Source organism: Aromatoleum buckelii, assembly GCF_012910785.2.
Lineage (GTDB): Bacteria > Pseudomonadota > Gammaproteobacteria > Burkholderiales > Rhodocyclaceae > Aromatoleum > Aromatoleum buckelii.
Genome location: NZ_WTVH02000009.1, coordinates 621,766 through 634,663 on the forward strand (window position 1 = coordinate 621,766; position 12,898 = coordinate 634,663).

Below are 12,898 nucleotides of genomic sequence, written 5' to 3' on the forward strand. Positions count from 1 at the left end.
GCCGGAACGCGCAGCACCTCAGGATTCAATTCCCTCGAAGGAGACGTCGATGAAGCTCTATCACTCCCCCGGAGCATGCTCGCTCGCGCCGCATATCGTCGCGCGCGAACTGGGCCTTGCGGTCGAACTGGAAAAAGTCGATATCCCGACGAAGAAGACTGCCGGCGGCGACGACTACTGGAAGATCAATCCGAAAGGCTACGTGCCGGCGCTGGTTCTCGACAATGGCGAGGTGCTCACGGAAGTGGGGGTCATCTGCCAGTACCTCGCGGACCAGAAACCCGAATCCGGGCTGGTGCCGAAATTCGGCACGATGGAGCGTTACCACCAGATGGAGGCGCTCAATTTCGCCGCCACCGAAGTCCACAAGCAGATCGGGGCGCTGTTCAATCCGGCGATGACGCCGGAGTCCAAACAGGTGCAGCTCGGCACGATCGAGCGCCGCTTCGATGCGCTGGAAAAAATCCTTGCCGGGAAGCAGTTCGTCACCGGTGACACCTTCACCGCCGCCGATGCCTATCTGTTCACGGTGCTCAACTGGACAGGGATGCTGAAGATCGACGTCGCGAAGTGGCCGAACATCCAGGCGTTCATCGCCCGCGTCGCGCAGCGGCCGAAGGTGCAGGAGGCGATGAAGGCAGAAGGTCTGGTCGCGTAGCGGCGACGGCTCTCGCATGCGGCAAAACGGCCCGTCGACGTGTGTCGACGGGCCGTTTCGTTTTTTGCGCGCCCCGTCGAAGGGGCGCGAAACAGCGCTCGCTCAGGCGGCGAAATTCTTCGACGCGAAGTCCCAGTTCGCGAGATTGTTCAGGAACGCGGCGACGAAGTCCGGGCGGCGGTTGCGGTAGTCGATGTAATAGGCGTGTTCCCACACGTCGATGCACAACAGCGGCTTGTCGCCGGTCGTCAGCGGCGTCCCGGCCGCGCCCATGTTGACGATGTCGACGCTACCGTCGGCTTTCTTCACGAGCCACGTCCAGCCGGAGCCGAAGTTGCCGACGGCGGAGGTGGTGAAGGCTTTCTTGAAGTCTTCGAACGAACCCCACTTGGCCTTGATCGCGTCGGCCAGCGAGCCCGCCGGTTCGCCGCCGCCGCTCGGCTTCATGCAGTTCCAGAAGAAGGTGTGGTTCCAGACCTGGGCGGAGTTGTTGTAGATGCCGCCGGCTGGGGCCTTCTTGACGATTGCTTCGAGATCGAGGTTCTCGAATTCGGTGCCCTTGATCAGGTTGTTCAGGTTCGTCACGTAGGCCTGGTGATGCTTGCCGTAGTGGAATTCCATCGTCTCGGCCGAGATGTGCGGGGCCAGCGCTTCTTTCGCGTAGGGCAGCTGAGGCAGGGCATGTTCCATTTTTCTCTCTCCTGTTGCAATTCAGGTTGTTGGGCTAAAAGCCTGCCGATTCTAGGCGGGCTTTGATGATGGTGGCAATGCCGCAACAGCGACTCCGCAAACAGCGCTCTGCCGGAACCGCGCGTTTTTCGCGTCATGCGTCCGTGCTGTTCACCGTAGCATGAAGTCGGCCGGTGGCCAGTTCGACCGATACCTTTTCACCGCTGCTGACACCCGCCGACGTGCGCAGGATGTGGCCCTGGGCATCCCGTGTGATGCTGTAGCCGCGCGCCAGCACGGCGTGTGGCGCGAGGTGCTGAAGATGGGCGGCGAGGCCGGCGAGGTGTGCGCGATGCCGGTCGATCAGGCGATCTGCGGCGAGGACGAGGCGGTTCGCAAGGCGTGCGCAGCGTTCGGCCTCGCGGTCGATATCGGGCCGGCGCGTTTCGAGGCGAAGGGAAAGCTGCTCGTTACGGGCGTGCAGGCGCTCGAGGCGGCGGCTCATCGCGGCGGCGAGGCGCACGCCGAGACGGGCGGTACGCTCGTGTGCCACCGCGAGGCGTTCGCGCGGGTGTACGAGGCGCAAGGCGGCGCGGTCGATCCGCTGCGCGAGCGTGTCGAGGCGATAGTGCAGCGCCGCCGAAAGCGTCCGGCCGAGCGAAGTGATGCGCGCGCAGGCTTCATGGTAGCCGGCGCTCGCGAGCTCGGCCGCGCCGGTCGGGGTCGCCGCGCGCAGGTCGGCGGCAAAGTCGGCGATCGTGAAGTCGGTCTCGTGTCCGATGCCGCTGACCACCGGCACCGGGCACGCGCGGATCGCCCGGGCGAGGTTTTCGTCGTTGAACGCCCACAGATCCTCGATGCCGCCGCCACCACGCACGAGCAGCAGCAGGTCGATGCCATCCATTGCGGCGCGCGCCGAGGCAACGCGCACCGCCTCGGCCAATCGCGTTCGAGCCGCCTCTCCCTGCACCGGAGCGGGGTACAGCACGACTTCGAGGTGCGGCGCGCGTCGCCGCAGCGTCGCGAGAACATCGTGCCACGCGGCCGCTGCCGGCGACGTGACGACGCCGATGCGGCGCGGGTAGCGCGGCAGCGCCCGCTTCAAGGCGGCATCGAACAGTCCTTCACCGGCGAGCCTGTCCTTCAGGCGCACGAAAGCTTCGAAAAGATTGCCGACCCCGGCTTGTCGAAGCGCTTCGATGCCGAGCTGGAAGTCGCCTCGCATCTCATACAGCGTCACCAGCGCGCGGGCCTCGACACGCATGCCGTTTTCCGGCCGGAATGGCAGCAATTGCGCGCGATTGCGCCACATCGTGCAGCGAACCTGCGCTTGCGCATCTTTCAGCGTGAAGTACAGGTGGCCCGATGGCGCGCGAGTCAGGTTGGACAGTTCGCCGCCGACCCACAGCAGCGGAAAGCGGGATTCGAGCGTCTGGCGCGCGAGCCGGTTGAGTTCGGCGACGCTCAGCACGTGGCCAGCCGAAGGGAGGCGGCACGGATCCCCGTCGCCATGCGGGAGCTCGGTTTGCATGCGCGGATTGTAGCGGAATCCACAAGCGCGGCGCCTTGTCAATCCTGATTAGGAAAACCCTTTCTATTCAAGGTCGTATTTTCAACATATTGATAATAAAGGAAATTTTAGTTGCTCATTTTTTGATCGAAGTGGCCATTGGCTTGACGCGACAGAGTTTCGGGGCGCTATCCGCGAAAAATCCACATACTTATCCACAGCTTTTGTGGATTCTTCGAGGCCCGCTGCCCGAGTGGCCGAGCTTGCCCTGCCGACATGCGAACGCTAGAGTTCCGCCTTTGCAAAGGGGAGTCTTCTCGCGTGTTCGCGCTCATACAGGCCTCGGGCTGGCCGATCTGGCCGCTGTTGCTGGCATCGGTGATCGCCCTGGCTCTCATCATCGAGCGCGTGACGACGCTGCGCCGCTCCAGAATCGCCCCTCCCGACCTGCTCGACAAGGTGCTCGCGGATCTGCGCCAGAAAGGCGTATCGAGTGAAATGGCGAACCGCGTCGCGGCCCATTCGCCACTCGGGAAAGTTCTCGCGGCCGGACTGCGCAACGTCAACAGCTCGCGCGAGGTCATGAAGGAGGCGATCGAGGAGAGCGGCCGGGTGGTCGCGCACGAGCTCGAACGGTTCCTGACGACCCTCGGCACGATCGCGGCGATCAGCCCGCTGATGGGGCTTTTCGGCACCATCGTCGGCATGATCGACATCTTCGCGTCGCAAAGCGCCGCCGGCACGAACCCGCAGCAACTCGCGCAGGGCATCTCGACCGCGCTCAACTCCACCGGCCTGGGCCTGATCATCGCGATCCCGGCGACGATCTTCTGGCGTCATTTCCGCGCCCTCGTCGACAGCTTCGTCATCGAAATGGAGCAGCAGGCGATCAGGCTTGTCGAAGTCGTGCACGGCGAGCGTCGCGCCTGAGAACGCACATGAACTTCCAGCGCGGCCGACGCCAGGAAGAGCCGGAGATCAACCTGATCCCGCTCATCGACATCATGCTCGTCCTGATCATCTTCCTCGTGCTGACGACGACGTTCTCGAAAGTCTCCGGCCTCGAGATCAACCTGCCGACAGGCGAAGCGCAGCCGGCCGAGACGTTGCCCGACGAGATCGACCTCGCGGTGAGCGCTACCGGCGACATCCTCGTGAACCGGCAGCCGGTCGGAGGCAAGGACATCGAGGCGATTGCGGCGGCGCTCGGACGGGCGGTTCCTGCCGGAAAGGATGAGCCGGTCGTCGTCATCAATGCCGACGCGAAAGCCGCCCATCAAAGCGTCATCAACGCGATGCAGGCAGCGCAGCGGGCGGGCCTGTCGCGCATCACGTTCGCGGTCCAGGCGCCGACCCAATGACGCCGGCCCCTGCCTCTTCCCGCCAGGGACCGGCGCGGTCGTTCTGACCCATGCCGCGCAACGCGCCGGCGTTCTGGCAGACCCGCTCGCTCGCAGCCGTACTGCTGCTGCCGCTGTCGGCCCTGTTCCTGCTGCTTGCAGCCGCGCGCCGGCAGTTGTTCAAGCTCCGGATCCGGCGTGCGGTGCGCCTTGCGGTGCCGGTCGTCGTCGTCGGCAACATCGCGGTCGGGGGCAGCGGCAAGACGCCGGTCGTCGAATGGCTCGTCGCTCGGCTGCGGGACGCGGGCTTCACGCCGGGCATTGTCAGCCGGGGCTACGGCGGCAAAGTCGCCGGGGCCGTGATCGTGCCACCGCACGGGGACGTGCGGCTGTTCGGCGACGAGCCGGTGCTGCTCGCGCGCCTCACCGCCTGTCCGGTCGCTGTCGGCGCCGATCGCCCCGCCGCAGCGCTCAAACTGCTGCAGGCACACCCCGAATGTGACGTCATCGTCGCCGACGACGGCTTGCAGCATTACCCGCTCGCGCGCGACGTCGAGATCGCGGTCGTCGATGAACGCACGCTGGGCAATCGCTGGCTGCTGCCGGCGGGGCCGCTGCGCGAAAGGCCGGGGCGACTGCGCGACGTCGATATCGTCGTCGCCCATGGCGCACTGTCGCCCGCACTGTCGTCGCTACTCGACGGGCGTCCGGTGTATGCGATGCATCTCGAAGGCGCCGAATTCCGCCGCCTCGACGGCAGCGCATGCTGCAATGCCGAAACGTTTCGCGGCAGGCGTGTGCACGGCATCGCCGGCATCGGCCGTCCGGAGCGTTTCTTCGCCCAGTTGGCCGGGATGGGGCTCGATGTCGTGCCGCACCCGTTTCCCGATCATCATCCCTTCACCGCGGCGGACCTCGATTTCGCGTCGGGCGAGCCGAAAATCCTCACCAGCAAGGATGCGGTAAAATGCGCGTCTTTCGCGTCCGCCGACACTTGGGAGTTCCCGGTGAAAGCGCATATCGCCGCGGGCGCCGCCGAACGTATCCTGGAGAAACTGACGCATGGACGCCCGACTGCTTGAAATCCTCGTGTGCCCGATCTGCAAGGGCCCTCTCGACTTCGTCAAGGACAAGCAGGAACTGGTGTGCAAGGCCGACCGCCTCGGCTTCCCGGTCCGCGACGGCATCCCGGTGATGCTCGAAGAGGAAGCGCGCCAGCTCGGCGCCGAAGAAGTCGACGCCTTGCGGCGCCGCTGATGGCTGCGTTCCACGTCGTCATCCCGGCGCGCCACGCGTCGAGCCGGCTTCCGGGCAAGCCGCTCGCCGACATCGCCGGCAAGCCGATGGTCGTGCGCGTGCTCGAGCAGGCGCGCCGCGCCGGCGCCGCGTCGGTGTGGGTCGCGACCGATCACCCGGCGGTGTTCGACGCGGTCAGGGCGGCCGGCGGCGATGCGCTGATGACGCGCGAAGACCACCCGAGCGGCACCGACCGGCTCGCCGAAGTCGTCGAAGCGCTGGGCTGGAAAGCGGACGACATCGTCGTCAACGTTCAGGGCGACGAACCACTGATCGAGCCGAAGCTGATCGCGGCCGTCGCCCAGGCGCTCGCCGACGACCCGCTCGCGGCGATCGCGACGGCGGCGCACCCGCTGCACGCCGCGGCCGAGCTTTTCAACCCGAACGTCGTCAAGGTCGTCTGCGACGCGCGTGACCACGCGCTGTATTTTTCGCGCGCCCCGATTCCGTGGGCGCGCGATGCGTTCTCCACTGCCCGCGACGGGATTCCCGCCGGCCTGCCGGTGCTGCGTCACGTTGGCTTGTACGCGTACCGCGTCGCGTTCCTGCGCTGCTACGCGAGCCTTGCCCCGTCTCCGCTCGAGCAATGGGAAGCGCTCGAACAGTTGCGCGCGCTGTGGCACGGACACCGGATCCGGGTGATGCCTGTCGAAGTTGCTCCGGCCGCGGGTGTCGACACCCCCGAAGACCTCGAGCGCGTGCGGGCGGCGTTTGACCGCCATGAACGAGTCGGTTAAGTTTTGCGGCTTTTGTTGGCAGTTCTTTTTTGCATAACGACGCGGCTGGCAGCATCGGCCGCCTGACTGGGAGAGAGGTGTATGCGTCTGATTCTGTTGGGACCGCCGGGCGCGGGGAAAGGTACGCAGGCGAACTTCATCAAGGAGAAGTTCGGCATTCCGCAGATTTCCACGGGTGACATGCTGCGCGCCGCCGTCAAGGCCGGCACGCCGCTGGGCATCGAGGCGAAGAAAGTCATGGATGCGGGCGGCCTGGTGTCCGACGACATCATCATCGGCCTCGTGAAGGATCGCCTGAAGGAAGACGACTGCAAGTCCGGCTACATGTTCGACGGCTTCCCGCGGACAATCCCGCAGGCCGACGCGATGAAGGAAGCCGGCGTGCCGATCGACTTCGTCCTCGAAATCGACGTGCCCGACAGCGAGATCATCGAGCGCATGAGCGGGCGGCGCGCGCACCTGCCGTCAGGGCGCACCTACCATGTCAAGTACAATCCGCCGAAAGTCGCGGGCAAGGACGACGTCACCGGCGAAGACCTGGTCCAGCGTGACGACGACCGCGAGGAGACGGTGGCGAAGCGCCTCGAGGTCTATCATTCCCAGACCAAGCCGCTCGTCGAGTACTACTCGAAGTGGGCCGCGTCGGGCCAGCCGGGCGCGCCGAAAGTGCGCAAGATCAGCGGTCTGGGCGCAGTGGACGAAATCACCGCGCGGGCATTCGCGGCGCTGAAGTAAACCGGAGTTTTCCCGCATGGCGCGGCGAGCGGCGGGAATTTTTCCCGTCCCTCGCCGCGTTTGCGTTTCTGGACCGTGATGAACAAAGCCAACCTGCTCTATGCCCAGTCCGGCGGCGTGACCGCGGTCATCAACGCGACCGCGGCAAGCGTCATCGAAGCCGCTCGGGCCCGCGCCGATGCGGTCGGGCGGGTGCTCGCTGCGCGTCACGGCATTCTCGGCGCGCTCGACGAGGATCTGATCGACACCGCGCCGCTGTCGGCCGCCGATCTGCGCCGCCTCGCCGGCACGCCGGGCGGGGCGTTCGGCTCGTGCCGCTTCGACCTCGATGCGCCGGAGGCGAACCGCGACCAGTACGACCGCCTGTTCGCGGTGTTCGCGGCCCACGACATCGGTTACTTCCTCTACAACGGCGGCAACGGTTCGATGGACACGGTTGCGAAAGTGTCGCGTGCGGCTGCCGAGCGCGGCTATCCGCTGGTGTGCGTCGGGGTGCCGAAAACGGTCGACAACGACCTCGAAGGCACCGACTGTTCGCCCGGTTTCGGCTCCGCAGCGAAATACGCGGCGACGTCGATGCTCGAAGCCGGGCTCGACCTGGCGGCGATGACGAGTCGCGTCGGGCGCGCGTTCGTGCTGGAAGTCATGGGGCGCAACGCCGGCTGGCTCGCTGCGGCGACCGCGCTTGCCGCGCGCAACGACGACGAGCCGCCGCATGTGATCCTGATGCCCGAAGTGCCGTTCGACGAGGAAGCTTTCCTCGCGGCGGTCTGCTCCACCGTGTCGCGTCTCGGCTATTGCGCGATCACCGTATCCGAAGGCATCCGCCGCGCCGACGGCTCGCTGCTGATGGAGCAGGACGAGGATGCGAAAGGGCATGTCCAGCTCGGCGGCGCCGGGCAGTGCATCGCGCGCCTGATCCACGCGCGCCTCGGCTACAAGCATCACTGGGCGATCCCGGACTATCTGCAGCGCGCGGCTGGCCACCTGGTGTCGGCGACGGACCACGCGCAGGCTCGCGCCGTCGGGCAGGCGGCGGTGGAGTACGCGCTGGCGGGGCGCGACGGCGTGATGGCCGCGATCCGCCGCCTCGCCGACGCGCCGTACCGCTGGGACGTCGCGCCCGTCGCGGTGGCCGCGGTCGCGAACCTCGAACGCCAGGTGCCTGCGGCTTTCATTCGCGCCGACGGGCTGCACGTCACCGACGCCGCGCGGGCGTACCTGCGCCCGCTGATCGAAGGGGAAATGCCGGCGTGTTTCGCCGGCGGACTGCCGGATTACCCGCGTTTCGCGCTGCCTGGCGTGCCGCGCAGGCTCGCGCCGTACCGTCCGTGACGCGTGCTCGCCGCGCCCGCCTGCCTCACCCCGCGCGGCGCTCCAGCGCGGGATTCAGGCTATAGAGGCCGGTCAGCTTCGCCTCGGCGAGCACATGGGCCGTGAGCGCATTGCGCACTTCGGCGCCGCCGAAGCGGCCTTCGAGCGCGATGCATTCGACGTCGAGCGCGTAGAGCGTGAAGACATAATGGTGCACCAGCTCGTCGTTCCACGGCGGACAGGGGCCGTCGTAGCCGTAGTAGTCGCCGTGCATCGACTCGTCGCCGGCAAACCACGCCGTGTAATCGTTGATTCCGTGCCGCCCGTGCGGCGCTTGCGGCCCGGGCTTGCCGCCCGGCGTGACGGCCGCCGAGAAGCTGCCGGCGGCGATTTCGCTCAGCTCCGCGGGAAGATCCACCAGCACCCAGTGGAAGAAATCGACGCGCGGCAGACTCGCCGGCACGACGCGTCCTTCCTGATTGACGTCGTCGCCCTTGCCTGGAACATCGGGGTCATGGCAGATCAGCGCGAACGAGCGGGTTCCGGACGGGATGCTGCTCCATGCCAGGTGCGGGTTGAGGTTGCTGCCGAGGCACACGTGCCCGGCGGTCGCGGGAATGCAGAATGCGAATTCGCCGGGAATCGTGGCGTTGTCGGTGAAGCTCTGGCTCGTGAGTTTCATGCCCTCGGGCTCCTTCGGTGGGGCGGCGGGAAAGCCGGGATGGATTCATTGTAGAGCGCGTTGCGGTGATCGGCGTCCCGCCTCCGGAGCGACATCGACCTCCCGCCGACCTACGCGGCGCGGCGGCGAAAATCGCGCAGGCGAAAGCCGAGTGCCAAAAGCGTCGCGAAATACGCAACCATGCCGGCGACGACGACCACCGACAGCCGCAGCACGCGCGCCAGCCCGCCTTCCGCGAGCCACCAGGCATCGTCGCCGCGCCCGAACCACAGCACGGTGCCGAGCACCACCAGCCCCCCCGCGAGCCGCAGCCAGAACCGGCCCCACGCCGGCTGTGGCCGGTACACGCCGCGCCGCCTCAGGCCGCGATACAGCAGCCCCGCGTTGAGCAGCGACGCGAGGCCGATCGACAGCGCGAGCCCGGCGTGCTGCAGCGGCACGATGAAAGCGAGGTTCATCAGCTGCGTCGCTGCGAGCGTCAGCAGCGCGATCTTCACCGGCGTGCGGATGTCCTGGCGCGCATAGAAGCCCGGCGCGAGGATCTTCACGAGGATGAGCCCGGCAAGCCCGACGGTGTAAGCGATCAGCGCGAGGCGGGTCTGCATCACGTCGGCGGGGGTGAACGCGCCGTGCTGGAACAGCGTCGAGATCAGCGGCACCGCGAGCAATGCCAGCGCCAGCGCCGCCGGCAGCGTCAGCATCAGCGTCAGCCGCAGGCCCCAGTCGAGCAGCGACGAAAAAGCTTCGGGCTGTTCGTCGGCGTGCAGCTTCGACAGGCTCGGCAGCAGGATCGTCCCGAGCGCCGCGCCGAGCAGCCCGGCGGGGAATTCCATCAAGCGGTCCGCGTAGTACAGCCACGACACGCTGCCGCTGGGGAGAAACGACGCGAAGACGGTGTTGATGATCAGCGAAACCTGGCTCACCGACACGCCGAGCATCGCCGGCCCCATCAGCTTCGCGATGCGGCGCACGCCCGGATCCGACAGATTCAGATCGAAGCGCGGCAGCAGCCCGATGCGCGCGAGCGGGCGCAGCTGCAGCGCGAGCTGCAGCACGCCGCCGATGAACACCGCCCAGCCGAGCGCGAGCACGGGCGGGTCGAAGTACGGCGCGGCGAACAGCGCCATGCCGATGAACGACAGGTTCAGCAGCACCGGCGTGAAGGCCGGAATCGCGAACCGGCTCCAAGTGTTGAGCACGCCGCCGGCGAGCGCGACGAGCGACATGAACAGGATGTAGGGGAAGGTGATGCGCGTCAGCTCGACAGTCAGCGCAAACTTGTCCGGATTCGCCGCAAACCCGGGCGCCGTGACCTGGATGATCCACGGCGACGCGAGAATGCCGAGCACCGACACTGCGGTTACCGCGAGCCCGAGCGCCGTGGCGACCCGATTGACGAGCCGGTGCGCTTCCTCGGGCCCCTGGCGGTTCCGGTATTCGGCGAGGATCGGCACGAAGGCCTGCGAGAACGCACCTTCGGCGAACATGCGCCGCAGCAGGTTCGGCAGACGGAACGCGACAAAAAAAGCGTCGGTTGCGATCCCGGCGCCGAACGCACGAGCGATGACGAAATCGCGGACGAAGCCCAGGATGCGCGACAACAGGGTCATGCCGCTTACGGTGGCGAGGGCGCGCAGCAGATTCATCTGGGGTAGCCAAAAGGGGAGGATGATAGCGGCTGAAGGCTCGCGGCGCACTTGCATCAGACAGCCCGAATCGGTAGACTCGCGCGTTTTCAAGAACCAACCAACGGAAGAACATCTATGGCCAATTCGGCACAAGCCCGCAAGCGCGCCCGTCAGGCGGTCGTGGCCCGCGCTCACAACGGCAGCCTGCGTTCTCGTCTGCGTACCGCGATCAAGGCTGTGCAAAAGGCCGTCGTGGGTGGCGACAAGGCTGCGGCGCAAGCCACGTTCCGCACCTCGATGAGCACCATCGACAGCATCGCGGACAAGAAGATCATCCACAAGAACAAGGCCGCTCGCCACAAGAGCCGCCTGTCGGCCGCGATCAAGGCGATGACTGCCTGAGCTTCACACCGGGCTGGCAGCAAATGAAAACGGCGACTTCAGGTCGCCGTTTTCATTTTCAGCGTCGCATCCGCCGCGGCGAGGGTTCAACGCCCGCTTCTGGTTCAACGTCCGCTTCTGCCGCGAGCCGAAAAGGGCCGGGCTGCGCGGAGAATCAGATCTTGACCTGATCGTCGTCGATCCGGTCCACGACCAGGTCGTTGTCTTTCGCGAAGTTGAGCAGGAACTTGTAGGCCAGAGGTTCGATTTCGTACAGTCGGGCATCGACGAGCACTGCCTTGTGCCCTTTGAGCGTGCAGCCCGGGCGCACGTAGGGCGAATACATCATGCGGTGATCTGCGCCGAATGCCGACATGATGCCGCACAGGCGATCGGCCCAGTCGCTCGGGCGGAAAGTCTTTCCCTCTCGCGTGACCCCGATGATGACAAAGCTTTCGATCAATTGGCTCATGTGGCGCAACCCGGCGGCTGAGGGAATTTCAGAAGGCGGCGTCCCGGCTCGAGCCGGTGTTGTGAGGACCGCGAAAGACGCGGCGGATTCTAGCAGAAAACCGGCTTTGCGATTTCATGTCGTGGCTGACGGTTTCATGATGCGAGTGTGATGAAGCGGGGAGGCGACACGCGGCGCGGGTTCGGAACGGGGGCTTGCAATCTGTACAAGGCGCGCATTTTTCGCTTAACATCGACCCTTCGATTATTCACGGCGGCGAGTGCCGCCGTGTGCATTTCTGCTTCATCCTGATCGGGGTCCTCCATGTCGCATCTCATGAATACCTACGCCAGATTGCCGGTCGCATTCACGCACGGCGAAGGGGTCTGGCTCTTCGATGAGACGGGCAAGCGTTATCTGGACGCCCTGTCCGGGATCGCCGTGTCGACGCTCGGTCACAATCACCCGCGTCTGGTGCGCGCAATCGCCGGCCAGGCGGCGAAGGTGCTGCATACGTCGAACATCTACCGCATCCCGCTGCAGGAAGAACTCTCCGACCGGCTCGCCGCGGTGTCGGGCATGGACGAAGTGTTCTTCTGCAACTCCGGCTGCGAGGCCAACGAGGCGGCGATCAAGCTCGCGCGTTTCTACGGACACCGGAAAGGCATCGACCAGCCGGCGATCATCGTCATGGAAAACGCGTTCCACGGGCGCACGCTGGCGACGTTGTCGGCGACCGGCAACCGCAAGACCCAAGCCGGCTTCGAGCCGCTGGTGTCCGGTTTCCTGCGCGTGCCGTACAAGGACATCGGCGCGATCCGCACGGTCGGCGAGCACAATCACAACGTCGTCGCGGTCATGCTCGAAATGATCCAGGGCGAGGGCGGCGTCAATATCGCCGACGAAACCTTCCAGCGCGAGCTGCGCGCGATCTGTGACGAGCGCGGCTGGCTGCTGATCTGCGACGAAGTCCAGTGCGGCATGGGGCGCACCGGAAGCTGGTTCGGTTTCCAGCAGGGTGGGGTGACCCCCGACGTGATGACGCTCGCGAAGGGCCTCGGTTCCGGCGTGCCGATCGGCGCATGCATCACCGCCGGGCGCGCCGCCGGCCTGTTCGGACCGGGCAATCACGGTTCGACTTTCGGCGGCAATCCGCTCGCCTGCGCCGCGGGCCTCGAGACGCTGGCGACGATCGAGGACGACGGGCTGATGGCGAATGCCGTCAAGGTCGGCGAAGCGATCCGCGCCAGCTTGCAGGAAGCGCTCGCCGGGCTTTCCTGCGTCGTCGACATCCGCGGCCGCGGGCTGATGATCGGCATCGAGCTCGATCGTCCGTGCGGCGACCTGGTTCGCCAGGCGCTCGACGCCGGCCTGCTGATCAACGTCACCGCCGACCGCGTCATCCGCCTGCTGCCGGCGCTGGTGTTCACAGAGGCCAATGCCCAGGAGCTGGTGTCGCGTCTCGCGCCGCTGGTGCGCAAGCATCTCGAATGAACG

General features: G+C 66.3%; 15 protein-coding genes. 10 read left to right on the forward strand and 5 right to left on the reverse strand.

Annotation, left to right across the window (positions count from 1 at the left end; translation table 11 throughout):
* Positions 1-49: 49 nt before the first annotated feature.
* A complete protein-coding gene (gstA, locus tag GO608_RS09075) occupies positions 50-658 on the forward strand; it encodes a glutathione transferase GstA (RefSeq protein WP_169199444.1) in 609 nt (202 codons plus the stop codon).
* A gap of 102 nt (positions 659-760) precedes the next feature.
* On the opposite strand, the gene GO608_RS09080 is transcribed toward gstA, so the two are convergent.
* Both GO608_RS09080 and xseA read right to left on the reverse strand, forming a co-directional pair.
* Complete coding sequence (locus GO608_RS09080) at positions 761-1,348, reverse strand: superoxide dismutase (protein WP_169199443.1); 588 nt, start codon at positions 1,346-1,348, stop codon at positions 761-763.
* A 133-nt stretch (positions 1,349-1,481) separates the two neighbouring features.
* The gene (gene xseA, locus GO608_RS09085) at positions 1,482-2,858 is read right to left on the reverse strand and encodes an exodeoxyribonuclease VII large subunit (protein WP_211159481.1); all 1,377 of its coding nucleotides are present in this window, start codon (positions 2,856-2,858) and stop codon (positions 1,482-1,484) included.
* Positions 2,859-3,158: 300 nt separating this feature from the next.
* Here xseA and GO608_RS09090 point away from each other — a divergent pair, with 300 nt between their 5' ends.
* The 7 genes from GO608_RS09090 to GO608_RS09120 all read left to right on the forward strand — a co-directional run bounded on the left by GO608_RS09090 (position 3,159) and on the right by GO608_RS09120 (position 8,280).
* Positions 3,159-3,767 (forward strand): MotA/TolQ/ExbB proton channel family protein, encoded by a 609-nt coding sequence (locus GO608_RS09090; RefSeq protein ID WP_169199442.1) that lies wholly within the window; start codon positions 3,159-3,161, stop codon positions 3,765-3,767.
* A gap of 8 nt (positions 3,768-3,775) precedes the next feature.
* Positions 3,776-4,198, forward strand: coding sequence for an ExbD/TolR family protein (locus tag GO608_RS09095; RefSeq protein WP_169199441.1), 423 nt, complete (start codon positions 3,776-3,778; stop codon positions 4,196-4,198).
* A gap of 50 nt (positions 4,199-4,248) precedes the next feature.
* Positions 4,249-5,259: a tetraacyldisaccharide 4'-kinase gene (lpxK, locus tag GO608_RS09100; RefSeq protein ID WP_169199440.1), complete on the forward strand. Its 1,011-nt coding sequence runs from the start codon at positions 4,249-4,251 to the stop codon at positions 5,257-5,259.
* Positions 5,240-5,434 carry a Trm112 family protein gene (locus GO608_RS09105; protein WP_053422189.1) on the forward strand — a complete coding sequence of 65 codons (195 nt, stop codon included), beginning with the start codon at positions 5,240-5,242 and terminating at the stop codon, positions 5,432-5,434. The genes lpxK and GO608_RS09105 overlap by 20 nt, the downstream gene beginning before the upstream one ends.
* The gene (gene kdsB / locus GO608_RS09110; RefSeq protein ID WP_169199439.1) at positions 5,434-6,210 is read left to right on the forward strand and encodes a 3-deoxy-manno-octulosonate cytidylyltransferase; all 777 of its coding nucleotides are present in this window, start codon (positions 5,434-5,436) and stop codon (positions 6,208-6,210) included. Before GO608_RS09105 ends, kdsB begins: the two co-directional genes overlap by 1 nt.
* 81 nt (positions 6,211-6,291) lie before the next feature.
* Complete coding sequence (adk, locus tag GO608_RS09115) at positions 6,292-6,945, forward strand: adenylate kinase (protein ID WP_169119459.1); 654 nt, start codon at positions 6,292-6,294, stop codon at positions 6,943-6,945.
* Positions 6,946-7,023: 78 nt separating this feature from the next.
* Entirely contained in the window at positions 7,024-8,280 is a 1,257-nt protein-coding gene (locus GO608_RS09120; RefSeq protein WP_169199438.1) for a 6-phosphofructokinase, read from the forward strand.
* 25 nt (positions 8,281-8,305) lie between these two features.
* Here the strand turns inward: GO608_RS09120 and GO608_RS09125 are convergent, their stop codons facing one another.
* Both GO608_RS09125 and murJ read right to left on the reverse strand, forming a co-directional pair.
* Complete coding sequence (locus tag GO608_RS09125) at positions 8,306-8,941, reverse strand: YbhB/YbcL family Raf kinase inhibitor-like protein (protein ID WP_169199437.1); 636 nt, start codon at positions 8,939-8,941, stop codon at positions 8,306-8,308.
* 110 nt (positions 8,942-9,051) lie between these two features.
* Positions 9,052-10,587 (reverse strand): murein biosynthesis integral membrane protein MurJ, encoded by a 1,536-nt coding sequence (murJ, locus tag GO608_RS09130; protein ID WP_169199436.1) that lies wholly within the window; start codon positions 10,585-10,587, stop codon positions 9,052-9,054.
* A 117-nt stretch (positions 10,588-10,704) separates the two neighbouring features.
* On the opposite strand from murJ, the gene rpsT reads away from it, so the two are divergent.
* Positions 10,705-10,971 (forward strand): 30S ribosomal protein S20, encoded by a 267-nt coding sequence (gene rpsT, locus GO608_RS09135; protein WP_011238693.1) that lies wholly within the window; start codon positions 10,705-10,707, stop codon positions 10,969-10,971.
* A gap of 154 nt (positions 10,972-11,125) precedes the next feature.
* Here the strand turns inward: rpsT and GO608_RS09140 are convergent, their stop codons facing one another.
* A complete protein-coding gene (locus GO608_RS09140; protein WP_169199435.1) occupies positions 11,126-11,422 on the reverse strand; it encodes a DUF3579 domain-containing protein in 297 nt (98 codons plus the stop codon).
* 303 nt (positions 11,423-11,725) lie between these two features.
* Here GO608_RS09140 and GO608_RS09145 point away from each other — a divergent pair, with 303 nt between their 5' ends.
* Positions 11,726-12,895, forward strand: coding sequence for an aspartate aminotransferase family protein (locus tag GO608_RS09145; RefSeq protein ID WP_169199434.1), 1,170 nt, complete (start codon positions 11,726-11,728; stop codon positions 12,893-12,895).
* Positions 12,896-12,898 lie beyond the last annotated feature (3 nt).